Below are 19300 nucleotides of genomic sequence, written 5' to 3'. Positions count from 1 at the left end.
CAGTAAGGATTCCGCATGTCCACGTCCACCACCACGGCGGAGACACCCGACCTCGCCCGTGAGAACGCCGTGTTCCGCAAGGTCGTTCTCCGCATCGTCCCCTTCCTGATCCTCTGTTACGTCTTCTCGTACCTGGACCGCGTCAACGTCGGCTTCGCGAAGCTGCAGATGTCCGACGACCTGGGCCTGAGCGAAGCGGCGTACGGCCTCGGCGCCGGACTGTTCTTCATCGGCTACTTCCTCTTCGAGGTCCCCTCGAACCTGATGCTGCAGCGTGTGGGCGCACGCACCTGGATCGCCCGGATCATGATCACCTGGGGTCTGATCTCGGGAGCCTTCGCGCTCGTCACCAGCGAGACGATGTTCTACGTGCTGCGCTTCCTGCTCGGCGCCGCGGAGGCCGGGTTCTACCCGGGTGTCATCCTCTACTGCACCTACTGGTTCCCCTCCCACCGCCGGGCCCGCGTCATCGCGATGTTCATGTCGGCGATCCCCGTGGCCGGGATCTTCGGCAACCCGCTCTCCGGCTGGATCATGGACCGCTTCCAAGGGGTCGGCGGATGGCAGGGCTGGCAGTGGATGTTCCTGCTGGAAGCGATCCCGGCGCTCCTCATCGGCGTCGCCACGCTGTTCTACCTCGACAATGGTGTGCGCAGCGCCAAGTGGCTCTCCGACGAGGAGAAGGACATCGTGGAGGCGGCGATCGCCAAGGACACCGCGCACCAGAAGCACAGCCGGGTCTGGGACGGCTTCCGCGACCCGAAGGTGTGGCTGATGTGCCTCATCTACTTCTGCTTCGTGATGGGCCAGTACGCCCTGACGTTCTGGATGCCCACCTTCGTCAAGTCCACCGGCATCGACGACAACTTCACCATCGGCGTGCTCAGCGCCGTGCCGTTCCTCGCCGCGCTCGTCGCGATGAACCTGTTCGGACGCTCCGCGGACAAGCGCCGTGAGCGCCGCTGGCACCTGGTCGTCCCCAGCCTCATGGGTGCCGTCGGCTTCTCGCTGGCCGCCAGTTGGAGCGGGTCGACGGTGCTGTCCCTGATCGCCCTGTCCTTCGCCGCGGCCGGCGTGCTCACCTGCGCCCCGCTGTTCTGGTCGCTGCCCACCGCGTTCCTCGGCGGCACCGCCGCTGCGGCCGGGCTCGCCCTGATCAACTCGGTCGGCAACCTGGCGGGCTTCGTCAGCCCGTACATGATCGGCGGCCTCAAGGACGCCACCGGCTCGACCTCCATCCCGATGTACGTCCTTGCCCTGAGCCTCGTCGTCGGCGCGGTCGCCGTGCTGAGCACCAAGAAGGACGTCGTCAACCGATGACCGGGACTCGACCTGGCCCCAACGGCCCTGGCCCCACCACAGGAGCACGCATGCCGAGGTTCGCCGCGAACCTGTCCATGATGTACACGGAAGTCGACTTCCTCGACCGCTTCGCCGCGGCATCGGCGGACGGTTTCCAGGCCGTCGAGTACCTCTTCCCCTACGCCCACGAACCCGCCGAGCTGCGCGGCAGGCTCGACGACCACGGCCTGCGGCAGGTGCTGTTCAACGCACCTCCCGGATCCTGGGAGTCCGGCGAGCGGGGCATCGCCTCGCTGCCCGGCCGCGAGGCCGAGCACCGCTCCGGGATCGAGCGGGCACTGGAGTACGCCGCGGCGCTCGGCTGCGGCCAGGTGCATGTGATGGCCGGTCTCCTGCCGCCGGACGCGACGGCCGCCGAGCGAGCCGCGCACCGCGCCACCTACCTGACCAACCTGGCCTGGGCCGCCGAGCAGGCCGCCGCCGCGGGGGTCGATCTCCTGATCGAGCCGATCAACGGCCGTGACATGCCGGGCTACTTCCTGCACCGGCAGGCCGAGGCGCACGCGATCGTGCAGGAGGTGGGCGCGCCGAACCTCAAGGTGCAGCTCGACCTTTACCACTGCCAGATCGTGGAGGGCGACCTCACCACGACACTGCGCCGCGACCTTCCCACCGGTCGCGTCGGTCATCTGCAGATCGCGGGCGTGCCCGACCGCCACGAGCCCGACCAGGGCGAACTCGACGTCCACCATCTGTTCGCCGTCGTCGACGAGCTCGGCTTCGACGGATGGATCGGCTGCGAGTACAACCCCCGGGCCGGCACGAGCGAGGGGCTCGGCTGGCTCAAGAACTACCGAGGAGAACGCGCATGAGGATCGTCATCACCGGTGGCTTCGGCTTCCTGGGACGGCAGGTCGCCGACGCCCTGCTGAAGCGGCGGACCCTGTGCGGAGCGCCCATCGACCGTCTTGTGCTCGCCGACCGGTTCGTGCCGAGCGAGTCGCCTCTGTCGGCCGATCCGCTGGTGGACGTCGTCCAGGGCGACCTGAGCGAGCGCCTCGACGAGATCTTCGCGCAGCCTGTGGACGTCCTGATCCACCTGGCGGCCGCGGTCTCCTCCGAGTGCGAGGCCGACTTCGACCTCGGCATGAGCGCCAATCTGGACACCACCCGCGCGCTGCTCGACGCCGCCCGCGCGCAGGCGGCCACCGGCGGTCCCACGCCCCGGGTGGTGTTCTCCAGCAGCGTCGCGGTCTACGGCTCCGATGCCGCGCTGCCGCTGCCGGAGGTGGTCGGCGAGTCGACGCTGCCCACGCCGCAGTCCAGCTACGGCACGCAGAAGCGCATCTGCGAGCAGTTGGTCGCCGAGTACACCCGCCGGGGCTTCGTCGACGGGCGCGTGGCGCGCCTGATGACCGTGTCGGTGCGGCCGGGCAAGCCCAACGCGGCCGCGTCCAGCTTCCTGTCCGGCATCGTCCGCGAGCCCCTCTCCGGTCTGCCCGCCACCTGCCCGGTCAGCCCTGATCTGCGGGTCGCCCTGGCCTCGCCGAGGCGCACCGTCGAGGGCATCCTGCGCATCACCGAGGCCGAGCGCGGCAGTGGTCCCGGCGAGCTCGACGGAGGGCTGCCGGTCAATCTTCCGGCGCTCACGGTCACGGTCGCCGGGATGCTCGACACCCTGCGCCGGGTGGCCGGTGACGCCGTCGCCGACCTGGTGACGGTCGCGCCCGACCCCGCCGTCGAGGCCATCGTCGGCTCCTGGCCCGCCGCCTTCGACAACGCGCGCGCCACGGCGCTCGGCCTGCTCCCCGACGAGAGCTTCGAGTCGGTCGTACGGGCCTACGCCGAGGACCACCCCGAGGCGGTCACGGCCGCGGCGCTGCCCGCAGCCGTGGCGATCAGGCCCTGACGGATAGACTGACGAGCATGTTCTCCAAGGTGAGTGGCCCCATTCGGCTCGCGGACCGGGTCGCCGCGATCCTCTCGGAGGAGATCGAGTCCGGACGTCTGGCCGAGGGCGACAAGCTGCCGACCGAGGTCGAGTTGGTCAAGCAACTGGGCGTCAGCCGCACCGTGATCCGCGAGGCCGTCTCCCGGCTGCGCAACGCGGGCCTGGTCGAACCGCGCCAGGGCCGGGGCGTGTTCGTGATGCCCCGGCGCACCCGGCCGCTCGACCTGGAGGCCGAGGCCTCCGGCACCAAGTCCAAGGTCATGCAGATCGTCGAGGTCCGCCGTGCCATGGAAGGCGAGGCGGCCTCGCTGGCGGCGACCCGGGCGACACCGGACGACGTCGCCCGTATGCGCCAGTCCCTGGCCGCGATCGACAAGGCGGTCGCGGCCGGCGGTGACGGCGTGGACGAGGACCTGGCGTTCCATCAGTCGATCGCCGAGTCGACCGGGAACGCGGTGATGGTCTCCACCGTGCGGTACCTGGGCGAGGTCATGCGCGGCGGCATCCGCGTCACGCGCGCCAACGAGGCGCGGCGCGACGACTTCATCGAGGCGGTGCGGGTCGAGCACCACGCGATCCTGGCGGCCGTCGAGTCGGGCGACGCGGCGGCGGCCCGCAGCGCCGTTCGCCGCCACATGAAGCACGCCGCGTCCCGGTTGCAGGACGCGGACGAGGGCTTCTGGACGGAGACGGACGATCTCGGGGTGGACCTGGATGCGGCGCCGTGATGTGAGTGCGTACGCCTGATGTGCGCCGAGGGGCGGGCCATGTGGCCGGCCCCTCGGCGCATCAGTGGCTCACACCGTCGCCGCCCGGCGACTTCCGGGCGACTCGGACGCCCACCCGGCAGGCACCGGGCAGGATGTGACCATGCATCGTCAACAGATCAGCTCCATCGCCCACTCCGGACACCCCATCGCCGCTCCACTGAGCGACGATTCAGTGCACGTACTCCTCGACCGCGCCCTTCCGCACGGTGAGGCACGGATCCTCGATCTCGGGTGCGGGGCGGGCACTTGGCTGGCGCGGGCACAGGCCATGCGTCCCGGCCTCCGTGCCGACGGCGTGGACAACGACACGGGGGCCATCGCCACGGCCAGGCGTGCCGCCGACGAAGCGGGTCTGGGTGACCGGGTCGCGTTCCACGCCCAGGACGCCGCGGAGTTCACCTCCCCGCACCTCTACGACGTGGTGGTCAGCGTCGGTGCCACACACGCCTTCGGCGGCCTGCTGCCCACTTTGAAGGCCGCCGGCCGTCACCTCTCCCCCGGCGGGAGCATTCTCGTCGGCGAGGGCTTCTGGGAACGCGAGCCCGATCAGGGGACGCTCGACGCCGGTTTCACCGCTGATGAGTACGTCGACCTGGCCACGACCGTCGACCACGTCATGGCCGACGGTTGGGTCCCTGTGTACGGACACGTCAGCACCCTCCAGGAATGGGACGCCTACGAATGGTCCTGGACGGGCGACCTCTCCCGATGGGCCCTCGACCATCCCGAGCACCCCGACACCGGCCAGGCCCTCGAAGCCGCCGCCGCACACCGCGACGCCTGGCTGCGCGGCTACCGGGGCACGCTCGGATTCGTCACGCTGCTCCTGCGCCGGGCGCCCACGTCCTGACCGCTGTTCAGGCCTGTGGCTGCGCCTCCGGGTCCTCGCTCATGAACTCCGTGACCAGCTCGGGCGGGTTGGCGGCCGCGGTCAGCGCGAACATCGCGTCAGGGTCGAACATGTTGTAGAGGATCACTGGCAGGGGCCGCCCGAAGATGCCGACGAGGCGGCCGTCCGCGTGGAGTTGGCGCGCCAGGTCGACGCAGAGCGCGTCGAAGTGCTCTGCGAGCTGTTCGTCGCGCTCGTCCTGTTCCTCCTCGGAGAGGTCGTCCTCGTCCTCGTACCAGAGGTCTTGGACCACCGCTTCCCGCCGGTACAGGTCGGCGCCGACCGGATCGTGTTCGGGATGGTGGCCGGCGATGCGGATGCCTTCGAGGCCCGACGGCGGGAAGTAGGCGTAGTTCCAGCGCGCCTCCCACGGCTCGGCGGAGTTTGTCTCCGCGAGCAGCCGGGCCACCTCGGTCTCGGTGTTGTAGCCGATCGCCACGTAGGGGTGTCGGGGGTCCTGGTCGACGCTGTCGATGCGGAACGTGACCACGTAGATGTCGGGGATCAACCCGTCGGGGAACCCGCCCAGGGTGCGCAGCGCCATCTGCTCCAAGTGGCGTCGGAATGTCGTCAACGGCTCTTCTCCCCTGCCGTGCGGCGGGCCAGGTCTGCGGCGTCGAAGGATGCCATGTCCCTGCCTGCACCGTCGATGATCCACCAGTCCCGGCCGAGGTTGGTCTGGTAGGCGGTGGCCAGGACGAGTTCGTCGCGGCTGTCCCCGTCGAAATCGGCCGCGCTCACCGGACTGCCCGTCCAGTGCTGCGAGTTCAGGGGATCGGGGTCGGGCACATGGCGCGAGCGGGGCACGTGACGCCATGGCTGGGAGCCGAGGCCGGGAGAGGAGCCGCCCCGCAGGATGTCGACGCTGCCGCTGTCGCCCCAGCGGTCACCCGCGCTGTGCACCGCGAGGTCGTCGCAGCCGTCGCCGTTCAGGTCCCCGGCGACCAGACCGATGCCGAAGCCGCCCTTGCGGGCGCCGCCCTCGATGACGACGCGGGCTTCGGGTGCCTTGCCGTAGCGGATGGTCACCGTGCCCTTGCGGTCGGCCGGTTCCAGCTCCTCGTCGTCGGGAATGCCGCTGTCGCCGATGGCGATGTCGGGCCGGTGGTCGCCGTCGAAGTCGCCGACGGCGATGCTTTCGCCCTTCGGTAGCCGTTCGGGTTCCTTGCCGAGACCGGTCGCCGTGTCGGCGCCGCCGGTGAGGAGCAGGGGCGTGCCCGGCGCTGCGGGCTCGTAGACGAAGAGGTCGGTGGCGCGGTCGCCGGTGGCCTCCGCGGCGATGAGCTGGAGATCGACCACCGCATTGGCCCCGCGCGGGTCCGGGTCGGCGCGCTCGCTGGTCCGTGCGGGCTCTCCCGTACGTGTGAACGGGCCGTGCAGCACCACAAGGCGCCGCTTGTCCGTATCGGTGCGGAAAGTGGCCAGGTCGGCGTGGCCGTCCCCGTCGAAGTCACCGGCCACCGGCTGGTCCCCGTAGACGCCGTGACCCTTGCCGTCGATCGCGGACTCGCCCTTCCCGACGTGCGGCAGCCGGACGCGGGCGGGCCGGTGAGCGGGGTCCGGGCCGTCGGGGTCGCCCCACTGCACATGGGCGCTTCCGCCCGCGACGAGGTCGAGGTGTCCGTCGCCGTCCAGGTCGGCGACGGTGGGACCGGACAGTCCGTAGGACATGCCGTCGTGTGCGGGCAGCCGGAAGTCCTTGGGCGTGAACACCGTCCGGTGTGCGGGGCGCGGACCGTGCGCCGAGCCGTACACCAGGGCAATACGGCCGGTCTCGGAGACGTCTCCGTTGCCGGCCGGCACCTCGGCTGCCAGGTCGGAGTGGCCGTCGCCGTCGAAGTCGGGAGCGGGTGTGCCCACCCGGCCCGCGGGTCCGGACGTGCCTGCCGACGCCGCCGGACGGCAGGCACTGTCCGGGATCGGCGGGCGGACCTCGTGGTTGTACGCACCCGTGGCGGTGCCCATCACCAGTGCGGCGGCGAGGAGGCCGAGCCCCCCTCGCCGCCGCAAGCCCTTGCAATTGCCCTCTGCCCGCTCGTGCTTCATGCGGCCACTAGATCCGATGTACGCGCCCGGTACCAAGGCCCGAGATCACTCCGTTACGCCACCCCGACCCGCGTCCCGGTGCCCGTGCAGGGCAACACGCCCTGAAAGAGCAGCACTTGCTCAGTCGATGACCGCCGTGGCTTCGACCTCCACCAGATGGCCGGGCACGTCCAGCGCCGCCACGCCCACCAGCGTGCCGGGCGGTACCGGAGTGACCCCCAGTTTCGCGGCCGCCCGCGCGACTCCCTCCCCGAAGAGAGGCATCTTGTCGGGCGTCCAGTCGACGACGTACACGGTCAACTTCGCCACGTCGTCGAAGGAACCCCCGGCCCCCGCCAGGGCGGTGGCGACGTTGAGGTAGCACTGCTCGACCTGGGCGGCGAGGTCCCCTTCGCCGACGGTGACCCCCTCGGCGTCCCAGGCGACCTGCCCGGCGACGAACACCAGCTTCGACCCGGTCGCGATGGACACCTGCCGGTAGGCATCGATCTTCGGCAACCCGTCGGGATTCACCAGGGTGATGGCCATGCTGACTGTCTCCTCGTCCTGAGAGCTCGCGGGCTCGCGGGCTCGCGTCCACCGAACCGAGACACTCGTGGTCTCCGGCGGTTACCTGGAAACCCTAGGAGAGTGGCCGCTGACCTGGAAGAACGCACTTTCCGGTGACTGGGTAACCGTAAGGTGACCAAGGAGTTCAGGGGCGTGCGCGCGAACGCGGGCCGTCTGCGGTGACACCGAAAGCACCGATGGCCGACGATGTCAGGATGACCCGACCCCGACTGCCCGGAGCCCGGCCTCGCACACGTGTCGCCGCCTACGTGATCCGGTACCGCGCCGTTCCCGAAATCCTGGTGTTCGACCACGTCGACATGCCCGATGCCGGCACCCAGGTTCCTGCGGGAGGGGTCAGGCCGGGCGAGGGACTGGAAGAAGCCGTCCTTCGCGAGGTCTCCGAGGAGACGGGGCTGCTGTCAGCCACCGTGGTCCGGCGGATCGCCGTGGAGAACAAGCCTCACCCCGAGACGGGTCAGCCCCGCCGGACCACGTTCTTCCTGCTACAGGCTCTGACAGACACCGCCGACGCCTGGGAGCACCACGTCGTCGGCGATGGGGACGACGCCGGTCTTGCGTTCGCCTGCTGGTTCCGCCCGCTTCCTCTCGGGCAACCCCTGGCTGACGATCAAGACGCATGGCTGGGTCACGTCGACCCACGATTCACCACGGTGGCCGACAACAACACCCCATGACCGCATGACCCGCCGTCACAACCTCTGCGCGGTGTACGTCAAGGCCGAAGGTGCTTCAGCGTGAACTCGGGTGTGGCATAGGAGCCGGCTTGCGGTGCTGAGGGGTCGGTCGGTAGGTCCGCACCCGGGATGTGTGCCGCGTGCGATTCGGCGTCGTCGAGAGGTGTGTAGTCGAGCTCCGCCACATCCGGAAGCTCCCAGAAGCGCCGGGTGTTGGCGGAGACGGCGTACACGGTGGTGAAGCGCGTGGCGGGCGGGGCGGTCAGCGCGGCCCGGATGTAGCCGACAGCGTCGCGGGGGCTCAGCCAAGTCGCCAGGTGGCGTGGCTCGGTGGGCGCCTGCTCGAAGCTGCCGATACGCAGGCAGATCACCGAGAGCCCGAACTTGTCCGCGTACAGCTGGCCCAGGGCCTCGAGCGCCACCTTGCTCACCCCGTACAGGCCATCGGGGCGGGCGGGCTCCTGGGGGCCGGTGAGGTGTCCGGTGGGGTAGAAGCCGGTCAGACGGTTGCTGCTGGCCAGCACCACCCGTGCGATTCCGTTGCGCCTCGCGGCTTCCAGGACGTGGTGGGTGCCGAGCACGTTGGCTTCCAGCAGGTCAGGAAGAGGGGCCTCGTCCGGTACGCCGCCCAGGTGGAGCACGCGATCGACTCCCGAGAGCGCCGACTGCACGGCTGCCGCGTCCCGCAGGTCGACGGTGTGGGCCTGTTCGTTGTCGGCCACCGGGTGGATCGGGACACGGTCGAGCAGCACCAACCGGCTCGCCTCGTGCCGCAGTGCCTCACGCGCCACCGATCCGATGTTCCCCGCCGCGCCCGTGATGGCCACCGTTCCGATTGCCACTGCTCTCCCCCTCGCATCTCGACGGTCGTTCATCCTTAAGTCGTGATGCTCCCACTGCCGGGTGGTGCGGTCTTCTCCGTGCGGATCACAGGTCCAGGACGATGCGCGGTGACCGCGCACGGGACACGCAGGGGTACATGCGGCCCGCGGGAGCGCCGATGTCGTCACGGTGGTCGATCTCGCCCTCTACTACGGCGAGTTCGCAGCTTCCGCAGACGCCCTCCCGGCATCCGGCGGCCAGCGGGTACCCGGCGTGGGTCAGGACGTCGAGCAGCGACTCGTCGGCGGGTACCGGCACCGTACGGCCCGATCTGCGGCACACGGCCTCGAAGGCGGTGTCGGGTCCGAATGTCCTGGGCGAGGGACGGAATCGCTCCGCGTGCAGCCGCCCCGCGGGGAACACCTCCTGCGCCGCGGCCAGCAGAGGCGCGGGACCGCAGCAGTAGACCAGGGTGTCCTCGTCCAGGTCGGCGGCCAGCGCCTTCAGATCCGGCCTGCCCTCGCTCCGGGTGGCGACGACGCGCACCGAGTCCCGGTGTTCGGCGAGCAGTTCGGCGGCGAAGGGCATGGCGTCGAGCGACGGTCCCACGTACACCAGCTCGGCGGGCACGCCCGCACGCGCGGCGGCCCGCAGCATCGGCACGACAGGGGTGATGCCGATCCCGCCGGCGAGGAACAGGTACCGCGGCGCGGGCAGCAGCGGGAAGTGGTTGCGCGGGGTCGAGAGGGTCAGAGGGCGGCCCCGGCGCAGGAAGCGGTGGACGTACTCCGAGCCGCCCCGGCTGAGGCGCTCGTGGCGTACGGCGACGCGATAGGTGTCCCGCTCGGCGGGGTCGCCGCACAGGGAGTACTGCCGGGTGAGCCAGTTGGGCAGGCGGAGGTCGACGTGGGCGCCGGGCTCCCAGGGCGCGAGCGGGCCCTCGGTGCCCCTCAGGGTCAGGGAGACGACGTCCTTCGCGACGTGGTCGATGCGGTCGACGACGGTCGCTTGCGTCGGTGATGTCATCGGCGGTTGTCCTTCGGGGCTGGTCATCTGGTCAGTAGAGCTTGCGGTAGCCGTCTTGGAACTTGCGCTCGATCTCCTCCAGGGGGATGTCCAGGCCGAATTGCTCGGCGGCGACCTCCCCGACCGACGGCATCTCGTCGGCGAGCGACTGGCTCGCGGGGTCCCACAGCCGGGACCGGATGAGGGCGCGGCCGCAGTGGAAGTACACCTCTGCCACGTCGACCACGACGGCCAGGACCGGTCGCCTGCCCTCCGTCTCCATCCGGGCGAGGACATCGGCGTCGTCGGTGGCGTGGGCGCGGCCGTTGACCCGCAAGGTCTCGCGCATGCCAGGGATCAGGAAGAGCAGTCCGATGCCGTCGTTCTCGGCGAGGTTGCCGAAGGAGTCGGCGATCTTGTTGCCGGGCCGGTCGGGGATGGCGAGGGTGTGGTCGTCGAGGACTTTCACGAAGCCCGGGTAGTCACCGCGGGGCGAGCAGTCGGCACGCCCTTGGGCGTCCGCCGTCGCCATCGTCAGAAACGGCGAGTGGGCGATGAACCGGCGGAAGTGCTTGTCCAGACGGTCGGTCTTCTTCGACGCGGTCAGGGCGTCGGGCTCACCCAGGCGGGCCCGGACCTCGTCCGGGGCGACCCACCGGGGGCGGGTGGCGGCGTGCGTCATGAAGGGGTCCTTCCGGGGGTTCGGCAGGAGCGGCGGGCCGACGGTCGCGGCGGTCGGCGGCGCTCTGTGCGCACCTCGCCCGACGGCGACCGTCACTGACGGCTCCGCCGCAGCTCATGGCACTATTGTGAGCAATCATTCAGGTCGTTCGCTACTCGCTTTTGCGGTGCTGACCAGGAGGTTCCATGCCGTCCGACCGACGCGGCCTCACCCCACGTAAACAGCCCCGACAGGTCCGGGCGGAGCTGACCCGTGAGCGCATCCTCGACGCGGCTGCTCACGTTTTCGGCGAGTACGGCTATGCCGCGGGGACCACCAACCGGATCGCCGAGCGGGCGCGTGTCTCGATCGGTTCGCTCTATCAGTACTACCCGAACAAGGACGCGATCCTCGTCGAGCTGGTGACCCGGCACCTCGACTCCGGCGGAGCCGCCGTCACGCGCTCCCAGGCGCAGGAGCTGCCCGACACCCTGGAGGGGGTCCTCCGCCTCTTCGTCCGGACCGCGATCGACAACCACCTCGACGATCCGCGGCTGCTGCGCGTCATGGCGGAACAGGCCCCCCGGTCCGCCGAGTTGCTCGCGAAGGTGGAGGCCCACGAGACGGAACGCTTCGCGTACATCGAGAAGTTGCTGGCCAATCACCCGGAGGTCCGGGTGACCGACACCTATACCGCCACCCGGCTTCTCGTGACGACGGTCGAGTTGGTGGTCCACAAGATCATCGCGGCCCCCGACCCCATCGACCTGCGCCGGTTCGAGGACGAACTCGTGGCCATGCTCCACCGCTATCTCACCGGCCCGTCCGAGCCGGTGGGACCCCGTACGGCATGACGCACAGTCCGGCCTCTTCCCGGCGGCACGTTCAGCGCGAGGATCCCGCGATCTGCACGCGGCAGCTCTCCTTGTCGGAGAGGAACTCCGCCAGTGCCCGCCCCTCCTCCCCGACCGCTGTCCGTTCGGCGCGGGTGAAGCGGCCCAGCGGGGTGACCGTCACGGTGCCTTCCTCGACGGTCCAGGTCGCGGCGACCCGGCCGTCGACCAGGACGACGCGGGCGCCGGAGACCGACAGGCCGCGGTGGGCGTCGTCGATGATCCGGGTGCGGTCCTGGAAGCCGAGGATCGCGTTGTCGAACGCCGGCAGGAACCGCACCGGGGCGGGGGTGTCGGGATCCGGTCGCGGCGCGTCGGGGAGGTCGAGGAGTTCCCTGCCCCGCTCGTCCCTGAAGCTGATCAGCTCGCCGCGCAGCGCGGCGACGGCGGCCGGCAGTCCGGCGAGTCCGCACCAGGCGCGCAGGTCGGCCGAGGCGGCGGGGCCGAACGCCGCCAGGTAGCGCCGGAGCAGCGCCTGCCCCACGGGATCGGCGCCGTCCGCGGACAGCGGGTCGACCTCGCGCCCCAGCAAGGACGACAGCGGGGCGTTGCGCACTCCTGCCTTCGTCCGCCAGAGCCCGCGCGGCGGCAGCTGCGCCATCGGGACCAGCGCCATCAGCATCTCCCCCAGTGCCCGCGGCCCCGGCGTCGGCCAGCGCTCGGCGAGCGCCCGCGCGAGTTCGGTCATCGAGCGCGGCTCGCCGTCGGCCATGACCGCCCGGCCCGCCGCAGCGAGCTCGTCGAGGTCCGTCCCGTCGAGCTCGCTGCGGTAGACCCCGAGCACCCGCTGGCGCAGCATCGCGTCGTGGCGGGCGCGCCAGGCCAGAGCGTCGTCGGCGGTGACGAGGTGGACGGTGCGGCGCATGAGGTGGGTGCGCACCACGCGCCGCTGGACGAGGTGGTCCGAGAGCTCCGCCGGGTCGAAGCCGTCGAGGCGCGACCAGAGGCCGACGAACGGCTCCTGCGGTTCCTGCGCCTGCAGCCCCCCGAGGTGCGCGACGGCGTCGAGGACGGGTACGTCGGCGCGATCGAGCAGCAGCTGCCGGGCGAGCGTCGCGCGGTTGAGCGCGCGGGTGTCGAGAACAGTCATCGGGATACTCCTGCGGTGTGCTGGTCGGTGGACCTCGGGTCGTACTGGACCTCGGAACCGGGCCGGCCGGGCGGCGACACGCGGCCACCGCCCGGCCGACCCCTCTTTGCTCCGCGCTCAGGTCGACTTCTGGCCGTCGAGCGTCTCGCGCAGGATGTCCGCGTGGCCCGCGTGCTGCGCGGTCTCGGCGATGACGTGGATCAGCACCCCGCGCACGCTGCGCACGGCTCCCGGCTCGTGCCAGGGCGCCTCCGGCAGCGAGTGCGTGGCCGACAGGTCGGGTACGGAGGTGATGACCCGCTCGCTACGGGCGGCGACCTCCTCGTAGCGCGCGACGATTCCGGCCAGCGTCTCGCCGGGCAGCATCCGGAAGGCGTTCTGGTGGTCGATCGCCCACTGCGGGAACTCGCGGGCCGTACCGGCAGCGAGGTCCTCCCAGCTGACACCGTCGGGCAGGTCGTAGCGCAGCGCGGACGGGCCGTCGACGACGAACCGCAGCCATCCTTCCTCGATGGACGCGACGTGCTTGATCACACCGCCCAGACACAGTGCGCTGACGGTCGGCTGCCGGTCCGCCTCCGCGTCGCCGAGTCCGCGCACCGTGTTGGTCAGGGCCGACCGGGCGTCGGCGAGCGCGGCGAGCAGGTCGGCGCGCTCGGCGTCGAGAGGCGCGGGGTGCGCGGAGTGCGCGGAATGCGTGTTCGTGTTCGTGTTCGTGGTGGTCACGGTGATCGGGCCTTCCGGTCGTGCTCGGTGTCTGGCACGACCGACTCTCGCAAGAGAAGCGGTCAGGTTGTGGCCGCTTCTCGGGGCACCATGAAGTCATGCCGAAAACCTCAGGGCGCCTGCTCTCACTGCTCTCGCTGCTCCAGGCGCGCCGGGAGTGGCCGGGGGCGCTGCTGGCCGAGCGACTGGCCGTCAGCCCGCGCACCGTGCGCCGTGACGTCGATCGCCTGCGCGAGCTCGGCTATCCGGTCGCGGCCATCAAGGGACCCGACGGGGGCTACCGGCTGGACGCGGGCACGGAACTGCCCCCGTTGCTGTTCGACGACGAGCAGGCCATCGCGCTGGCCGTCGCACTCCAGATCGCCACCACCACCGGCGCCGGGATCGAGGAAGCCGCGGCGCGTGCGCTGACCACCGTCCGGCAGGTCATGCCGGCCCGGCTGCGCCGCCGTGTCGACACCCTCCAGGTGACCGCCGTCGAGCGGCCGTCGACCCGGCCGAACCCGCAGGTCGACAGCCGCGTGCTCCTGGCGCTCGCCGCCGCCGTTCACGCCTGCGAGGAGCTGCGCTTCGACTACACGCCCGTCTCCCCGCTCGAGGCCGACCACGGCGACAGCGCCGGTCCCCCGCCGCGCCGGGTGCACCCCCACCACCTCGTCACCTGGAGCGGGCGCTGGTATCTCGTCGCATGGGACCTCGACCGCGAGGACTGGCGCACGTTCCGCGCGGACCGGATCACACCGCGTACGCCGACCGGGCCTCGCTTCAGCCCGCGCGACGTGCCCGGCGGCGATGTGGCCGCCTTCGTCGCCGGCAGGTTCCAGGGCTACGACGGCTCGGGCGACTGGCCCTGCCGCGGCGAGGTGATCCTGGACCTGTCCGCGGCCGAGGTGTCCCGCTACTCCCGCGAGGGGATCGTCGAGGAACTGGGCCCGAACCGCTGCCGACTCATCCTGGGCTCGTGGTCCTGGCCGGGCCTTGCGGCCGCCATCGGCATGTTCGACGCCGACATCGAGGTCGTAGGACCGACCGAACTCAAGGACACCTTCGCGCACTTGGCCCGCCGCTATGCCGACGCCGCGACCGACGCGCCCGCCCGGCCCGCCGCCCGCGGTCCGGATCGGCTCCCACGGTGACCCCCAACCCTCCTGCGCGGAACCTCAGCGCGCCTCGGCCTGGCGCCCGGGGCTCGCGGCCAACAGGGCGACCACCGCGGCCAGCGCGGCGGGCCATCGGTGTCGTACCCCACCGATGATGTCGTCGACGGCGTTCAGGACGAGCAGCACCGCCATGAGGCAGGAGCCGCCGAACTCGTCGTCCCAGCCGGTCGCCGTGCCCCGGCCCCGACGGCGAGCACCGCCAGCCAGATCCCCACCAGCTGCCAGCAGGGCGTCGGGGGCTTGCGTCCCGCGTCACACGGAAGCCAGAAGAACCGCCTGACGCGCTGGTCGACCGTGGCCTTCTCGATGGACGGCGTCCCGTTCCCCCGTGACCCGCCTCTGCCGGTGCTCGCCAACAAGACGCGCGAGGGCGCGCCGCGGTCGTGGCGTGCCCCTGAAAGGCGGAGGGCTGACGCCAGCGCGCGCTACTTGTTCGGGTCCCGGAAGCGGCCGAACGCCTTGGTCAGCGCGCTCAGCGGCGAGCCGTCCGCCTTGACGTGGCCCGGCGCGCCCGGCCGGGGCACACCGTCGCCTCCGGTCACCTCGGCCAGCGCGGCCTGCGCCGCCTCGGCCGCCTGCTGGTACAGGTCGCGGGAGTTCGTCATGGCGTCGAGCGCCTCGGCGTACCTGGTGACCATGCCCTGGGCGTGGGCCAGTTCCTCGTCCGGCGTGAGCAGATGCCAGCCCTGGCGCAGCTGGGTCAGGGCCCGCTCGGCCTCCGCCGGCAGCGGTCGCGGCAGTACGGCGAACTCCTTGATCCTGTCGAGGAGTTCGGTCGGTTCCGAACCGTCGAGGAAGACGCTGCGCACGGTGAAACGCTCCGCGTCGTAGTCCGGGCTCTGCGGCGCCGTGGGCAGGACGACGGCGCCGCCGCGCGGCATCCGCACGCTCAGCTCCCGCTTCATCGCGAAGTCGGCGATCTGTGCCTGCTCCGGCGTGCCCCGGTGCTCGATCACCCGGTGACGCAGGCTCGGCGGCAGGAACATCGAGATCGGCTGCTGCCCGATCGCGTCCGGCGTCATCGCCTCGTGCACCACGACATGGATGTACCAGCTCTGCCGGGTGCAGTCCCGCAGCAGGTGGCGCAGCTCGTCGTCGTCCTTGGGCAGGTGGTTCGCCTTCCGCAGGCGCACGCCCCCCACCGTGTCGTGGTCCCAGGCGACCCGGTCGCTGTCGGGCCAGAACATGAGGGCAGGCGAGGGCCAGTGCGCGTCCCACGCCCGCTCCGCCTCGGCGGCGAGGACCCAGGTGACGCCCTCGCCCTCCTTGCGGCGGGCCTCGGGGTCGTACAGGGTCAGCTGCGCGCGCACCGTGACGTCGTCGGCCACGCGCCAGCGGGCCTCGAAGAGGCGGCGGGCCGAGGGGCCGGGGTCGGCGGACTCGTCCCGCGGGTGCAGGACAGTGGAGCGCGCCGCCTCGACGGGGTCGAGGTCCAGGAAGTCGTCGAGCACCCCGGCCGCCTTGAGGGCGATCAGGTTGCGCCGGACGTCCTGCTCGGGCTCGGGCCCGAGGTGGCGCCCGCGCCCCAGCCACGCGGTGTCGGGGACGGTGGTCGAGGTGCTGCTTTTCTTGGCCATGAAATCGTTCTGTGAGTGGTCGGGGCCCGACCAGTATGGCTCGTGGACCTGGCGAGGGAAGCGGTACCCCGCCCACGGCTCCACCACGCCGGACGGACGGTACGTAGAGGCATCAAGCCGCTCCGATCCGGCCATCACAGGTCAAACAAGGGGGGCGGCTTCAGGGCCCAACGAGCTCACCGCGAACCGGAAACGGTGTCACGATGGCTGAAGAGAGGGCGAATCGGACACGCCCCCCGGCCGGAAAGTGGTGCGCGATGAGGTTGGTGCTGCAGGAGTTCCTGTCCCTGGACGGCGTGTACCAAGGCCCGGGGGCGCCGGACGAGGACACCAGCGACGGGTTCACCCGGGGCGGCTGGTTCGTACCGCACCTGGACGAGGAGTTCGAACGGGTGGCGGGCACCTGGCTCGGCGAGGCGGACGCCCTCCTGTTCGGCCGCCGCACGTATCTGAACTTCGCACGGGACTGGCCCAAGATGACCGAGCACCCGTTCGCCCGCATCTTGAACGGCCTGCCCAAATACGTCGCGTCCCAGAGCCTGACCACGGCCGAGTGGGACCCGACCACGATCCTGTCCGGCGACATCCCCGCCCAGGTCGCCGAGGTGAAGCGGCGGCCCGGCCGCGAACTGCAGATCCACGGCAGCGGCCGGCTCGGCCAGTCCCTGCTGGCCGCAGGCCTGATCGACGAGCTGCGGCTCGCGATCGCCCCCGTCATCGTGGGCTCAGGCCGCCGCCTGCTCCCGGACGGCGGCGCTCCCGCCGGACTGCGGCTCCTGAGCAACGAGACGACTCCGGGCGGACTGGCGATTCACGTCTACGAATCGACGGGACGTCCGGAGTACGGAACGTACGGGGAAGGCGCGTAGGCATTTCCGCGCGGGGCGGCAGGGGTATCAGCCGCCGCGCTTCAGACGTACGACGACGGGGGCGCCGAAGGGGTCGCCGGACTGGTTGACCTGGACGTGTCCGGCGCCAAGCCACTCGTCGGTGCCCGGCACCCGGTGGATGTCCTTCAGCCACAGCGACTGGTTGGACTCCTTGCGGGCGCCGGTCGACAGGGGCAGGCGGTGGCGCTTGATCTTCACGCAGCGGTTGTCGTCGGTGACGTACCAGTTCCCGTCGAGGAACAGACCCTCGTCGTCCTGACCCACCGGGGTCCGCAGGGCGCACCCGCCGGGCGCCTCCTCCTGCTCGACCCACTTCGAGCCGTCCCGGCGCAGCCGGATGAACTCGTCCGCGGGTTCGTTCTCGACCTCACCGTGGTTGAAGGAGTTGCTGCCGTACGCGCGCACTTCGCCGCTTTCGAGCGCGAAGACCTGGCCGAGGGCCGCGCCGGGCTCCGGCGGGAGCGGCTCCTCGAAGCGGGCCTGCGGGGTCTCCACCGCCTTCCAGGACGTGCCGTCCCAGTGCATCGACGCGGGCTGGCTGTAACTCTCGCCGCCCTCCATCTCGGTGCCCGGCCCGGTCGAGCGGCTGCCGACCGCCCAGACGTCGTCCGGTCCCACCACGGCCAGGTCTGCGGCGCCATGGGGCAGCCGGGTCGTGGTCCAGCGGGCTCCGTCCCAGCGCTGGGCGGTCCGCTCGCTGTCCAGGGCCCAGATGTTGTTCGGATCCGCGCCCTCGAAGTCACCGGGACTGCCCGGCGGGGGGTTCGGCACCGCTGACCAGCGGGTGCCGTCCCACCGCGCCCAGCGGCGCAAGGCCGCACTGTCCTCGGAGGTCTGCGGCCGCAGCCACAGTTCTTCCTCACCGACCTCTTCGAGCAACGGCGGATGGACACCGGCGCCGAGAGCTTGGGGAAGGGGCTCGCGCTTCCACCGCCTACCGTCGTAGTGCAGCAGGTGGGCGTTGGACTCACCGTTGTTCTCGGTCCCGACCGCCCAGATGTCGTCCTCGGCCAGGGCGGCGACGTCGGTGAGCTCTCCGCTGAAGTCCGCGATGTGCTCGAACTCCCAAGTCAGCGCCCCCGCAGGGTCCTTCGCCCTGTCGACCCCGCCGCCGGTGCCCGTGGTCCGGGAGCCGTTCGGCCCGGATTCCGTGCCACACCCCGCGGCCATGAGCACAGCGGCCAGCGCGACGACGGCCACCGCTCCCTTGCGCCTGATTCCCACAACTCCGCGAATGACCGCTCCCCCTTGTCGCTCTCAGCGAGCGGGCAGCCTACCCGGAGGACCCGCACCGCACGTGCTCCGGCCCTTCGGCCAGGCGCTCGGGGTGCTTGAGCGAGCAACAGGGAGCACCCTGGAGACATGCAGACCGCGCCGATAGTCGTCCACGCGCTCTCGCCCACGGGCGGGCGCAGGGTGACGGCACGCGGCGAGATCCTCGGCCTCGCGCACTCGGATGCGGACGTGATCGAGTTCCTGCGCCGGGCCGGGCTGCCGGACGCCGAGGTACTGCTCGACGACGCGGCATGGGTGAAGTGGCGGGGCGGCCGCGCCCACCACTACGAAGCGGCTTGAACGCGCGGCTGCCCGCCTCCTTCGTGTCTGCGCTCCGGCAGGCCCCACCCATCCCCTGCGAGCTCTAAGCCGGGCCGGAATCGCCGGCGAAATGCGACAACACCATCTCGACCAGTGCATCGACGTCCGCGTCGGCCATCGGCTCGCCTGTCATGCCCATCCGGTGGAGCAGGACTCCGACCACGACGTCGATGAAGAACAGGACCCGGTGCTCCGGCTCACCGAGCGCGTCCTGGAGCGCGAGTCGGTACGGGTCCTGCAACCGCGTGGACAGGATCTCGCGCAGGGCAGGGTCGCTCACGGCATCGCTGAACACGCCGGCGAACGCGTCGCCCACCCCCGGCTCGCCGACCTTCGCCGCGACCCAGCGGATGGTCGAGGACATGAGTTCGGCCCGGCCGGCGCCCGTCAGCGGCGCCGGGCCGAAGGCGTCCAGGAGACAGTCCACGATCAGCGCGCCCTTCGACGGCCAGCGCCGGTAGACCGTCGACTTCGCGATCCCGGCCTCGACAGCGATGCGTTCGACGGTTGCGCGCGCGTAGCCGAGCTCGTGGACCGTGCTCAGGGTAGCGGCGAAGACCACTTCGTTGACGCCGGTACGCGGGCGACCGGGCGGTCTGGCGGATGTGGGCGATGGCATAGCCACACGCTACCTGGTTTCGCTACCTTAGGTTTCGATACCTGAAGTCGCGTAAT

The 19300-nt window shown here is 71.1% G+C and carries 22 protein-coding genes; 10 read left to right on the top strand and 12 right to left on the bottom strand.

The features are described from left to right. Nucleotides 1–15 precede the first annotated feature (15 nt). The 5 genes from AC07AG_RS03845 to AC07AG_RS03825 all read left to right on the top strand — a co-directional run bounded on the left by AC07AG_RS03845 (nucleotide 16) and on the right by AC07AG_RS03825 (nucleotide 4873). The gene (locus tag AC07AG_RS03845) at nucleotides 16–1320 is read left to right on the top strand and encodes an MFS transporter (protein ID WP_478751505.1); all 1305 of its coding nucleotides are present in this window, start codon (nucleotides 16–18) and stop codon (nucleotides 1318–1320) included. A gap of 50 nt (nucleotides 1321–1370) precedes the next feature. Continuing rightward, a complete protein-coding gene (gene otnI / locus AC07AG_RS03840) occupies nucleotides 1371–2174 on the top strand; it encodes a 2-oxo-tetronate isomerase (protein ID WP_478751503.1) in 804 nt (267 codons plus the stop codon). Next, complete coding sequence (gene denD, locus AC07AG_RS03835) at nucleotides 2171–3211, top strand: D-erythronate dehydrogenase (protein WP_478751501.1); 1041 nt, start codon at nucleotides 2171–2173, stop codon at nucleotides 3209–3211. Before otnI ends, denD begins: the two co-directional genes overlap by 4 nt. Before the next feature lie 17 nt (nucleotides 3212–3228). Further along, nucleotides 3229–3981, top strand: coding sequence for a FadR/GntR family transcriptional regulator (locus AC07AG_RS03830; protein WP_478751499.1), 753 nt, complete (start codon nucleotides 3229–3231; stop codon nucleotides 3979–3981). 142 nt (nucleotides 3982–4123) lie between these two features. Further along, nucleotides 4124–4873: an SAM-dependent methyltransferase gene (locus AC07AG_RS03825; RefSeq protein ID WP_478751497.1), complete on the top strand. Its 750-nt coding sequence runs from the start codon at nucleotides 4124–4126 to the stop codon at nucleotides 4871–4873. Nucleotides 4874–4880: 7 nt separating this feature from the next. Here AC07AG_RS03825 and AC07AG_RS03820 read toward each other — a convergent pair whose 3' ends face one another. The 3 genes from AC07AG_RS03820 to AC07AG_RS03810 all read right to left on the bottom strand — a co-directional run bounded on the left by AC07AG_RS03820 (nucleotide 4881) and on the right by AC07AG_RS03810 (nucleotide 7486). After that, complete coding sequence (locus AC07AG_RS03820; protein WP_478751495.1) at nucleotides 4881–5486, bottom strand: hypothetical protein; 606 nt, start codon at nucleotides 5484–5486, stop codon at nucleotides 4881–4883. Beyond that, nucleotides 5483–6958 carry an FG-GAP and VCBS repeat-containing protein gene (locus AC07AG_RS03815; protein WP_478751493.1) on the bottom strand — a complete coding sequence of 492 codons (1476 nt, stop codon included), beginning with the start codon at nucleotides 6956–6958 and terminating at the stop codon, nucleotides 5483–5485. The genes AC07AG_RS03820 and AC07AG_RS03815 overlap by 4 nt, the downstream gene beginning before the upstream one ends. Before the next feature lie 120 nt (nucleotides 6959–7078). Beyond that, nucleotides 7079–7486 (bottom strand): RidA family protein, encoded by a 408-nt coding sequence (locus tag AC07AG_RS03810; RefSeq protein ID WP_478751491.1) that lies wholly within the window; start codon nucleotides 7484–7486, stop codon nucleotides 7079–7081. A 218-nt stretch (nucleotides 7487–7704) separates the two neighbouring features. On the opposite strand from AC07AG_RS03810, the gene AC07AG_RS03805 reads away from it, so the two are divergent. Then, nucleotides 7705–8205, top strand: a complete 501-nt coding sequence (locus tag AC07AG_RS03805) for an NUDIX hydrolase (protein WP_478751489.1) — start codon at nucleotides 7705–7707, stop codon at nucleotides 8203–8205. Between the two features lie 38 nt (nucleotides 8206–8243). On the opposite strand, the gene AC07AG_RS03800 is transcribed toward AC07AG_RS03805, so the two are convergent. The 3 genes from AC07AG_RS03800 to AC07AG_RS03790 form a co-directional block, all read right to left on the bottom strand. Beyond that, nucleotides 8244–9047, bottom strand: a complete 804-nt coding sequence (locus AC07AG_RS03800) for an NAD-dependent epimerase/dehydratase family protein (RefSeq protein WP_478751487.1) — start codon at nucleotides 9045–9047, stop codon at nucleotides 8244–8246. An 85-nt stretch (nucleotides 9048–9132) separates the two neighbouring features. After that, nucleotides 9133–10053 carry a PDR/VanB family oxidoreductase gene (locus AC07AG_RS03795; RefSeq protein ID WP_478751485.1) on the bottom strand — a complete coding sequence of 307 codons (921 nt, stop codon included), beginning with the start codon at nucleotides 10051–10053 and terminating at the stop codon, nucleotides 9133–9135. Between the two features lie 31 nt (nucleotides 10054–10084). Then, nucleotides 10085–10714 (bottom strand): MSMEG_1061 family FMN-dependent PPOX-type flavoprotein, encoded by a 630-nt coding sequence (locus AC07AG_RS03790; RefSeq protein ID WP_478751483.1) that lies wholly within the window; start codon nucleotides 10712–10714, stop codon nucleotides 10085–10087. 185 nt (nucleotides 10715–10899) lie between these two features. On the opposite strand from AC07AG_RS03790, the gene AC07AG_RS03785 reads away from it, so the two are divergent. Then, nucleotides 10900–11547 (top strand): TetR/AcrR family transcriptional regulator, encoded by a 648-nt coding sequence (locus AC07AG_RS03785; protein WP_478751481.1) that lies wholly within the window; start codon nucleotides 10900–10902, stop codon nucleotides 11545–11547. A 31-nt stretch (nucleotides 11548–11578) separates the two neighbouring features. On the opposite strand, the gene AC07AG_RS03780 is transcribed toward AC07AG_RS03785, so the two are convergent. Both AC07AG_RS03780 and AC07AG_RS03775 read right to left on the bottom strand, forming a co-directional pair. Next, nucleotides 11579–12676, bottom strand: a complete 1098-nt coding sequence (locus AC07AG_RS03780) for a winged helix DNA-binding domain-containing protein (protein ID WP_478751479.1) — start codon at nucleotides 12674–12676, stop codon at nucleotides 11579–11581. A gap of 117 nt (nucleotides 12677–12793) precedes the next feature. After that, nucleotides 12794–13402 (bottom strand): DinB family protein, encoded by a 609-nt coding sequence (locus AC07AG_RS03775; RefSeq protein ID WP_478751477.1) that lies wholly within the window; start codon nucleotides 13400–13402, stop codon nucleotides 12794–12796. A gap of 98 nt (nucleotides 13403–13500) precedes the next feature. Here AC07AG_RS03775 and AC07AG_RS03770 point away from each other — a divergent pair, with 98 nt between their 5' ends. Beyond that, complete coding sequence (locus AC07AG_RS03770; protein ID WP_478751475.1) at nucleotides 13501–14538, top strand: helix-turn-helix transcriptional regulator; 1038 nt, start codon at nucleotides 13501–13503, stop codon at nucleotides 14536–14538. A 24-nt stretch (nucleotides 14539–14562) separates the two neighbouring features. Here AC07AG_RS03770 and AC07AG_RS03765 read toward each other — a convergent pair whose 3' ends face one another. Both AC07AG_RS03765 and AC07AG_RS03760 read right to left on the bottom strand, forming a co-directional pair. Next, the gene (locus AC07AG_RS03765; protein ID WP_478751473.1) at nucleotides 14563–14694 is read right to left on the bottom strand and encodes a hypothetical protein; all 132 of its coding nucleotides are present in this window, start codon (nucleotides 14692–14694) and stop codon (nucleotides 14563–14565) included. Between the two features lie 293 nt (nucleotides 14695–14987). Beyond that, nucleotides 14988–16139 carry a hypothetical protein gene (locus AC07AG_RS03760; protein WP_478751471.1) on the bottom strand — a complete coding sequence of 384 codons (1152 nt, stop codon included), beginning with the start codon at nucleotides 16137–16139 and terminating at the stop codon, nucleotides 14988–14990. 257 nt (nucleotides 16140–16396) lie between these two features. Between AC07AG_RS03760 and AC07AG_RS03755 the strand changes: the two genes are divergently transcribed. Beyond that, nucleotides 16397–17008, top strand: coding sequence for a dihydrofolate reductase family protein (locus AC07AG_RS03755; protein WP_478751469.1), 612 nt, complete (start codon nucleotides 16397–16399; stop codon nucleotides 17006–17008). A 27-nt stretch (nucleotides 17009–17035) separates the two neighbouring features. Here the strand turns inward: AC07AG_RS03755 and AC07AG_RS03750 are convergent, their stop codons facing one another. Then, nucleotides 17036–18229, bottom strand: a complete 1194-nt coding sequence (locus tag AC07AG_RS03750) for a hypothetical protein (protein ID WP_478751467.1) — start codon at nucleotides 18227–18229, stop codon at nucleotides 17036–17038. 162 nt (nucleotides 18230–18391) lie between these two features. Between AC07AG_RS03750 and AC07AG_RS03745 the strand changes: the two genes are divergently transcribed. Beyond that, nucleotides 18392–18604 (top strand): hypothetical protein, encoded by a 213-nt coding sequence (locus AC07AG_RS03745; RefSeq protein ID WP_478751465.1) that lies wholly within the window; start codon nucleotides 18392–18394, stop codon nucleotides 18602–18604. A gap of 64 nt (nucleotides 18605–18668) precedes the next feature. On the opposite strand, the gene AC07AG_RS03740 is transcribed toward AC07AG_RS03745, so the two are convergent. Continuing rightward, a complete protein-coding gene (locus AC07AG_RS03740; protein ID WP_478751463.1) occupies nucleotides 18669–19244 on the bottom strand; it encodes a TetR/AcrR family transcriptional regulator in 576 nt (191 codons plus the stop codon). Between the last annotated feature and the right edge of the window lie 56 nt (nucleotides 19245–19300).

Source organism: Streptomyces sp. NPDC044044, assembly GCF_056434405.1.
This window is presented reverse-complemented; position numbering and strand designations above follow the sequence as displayed.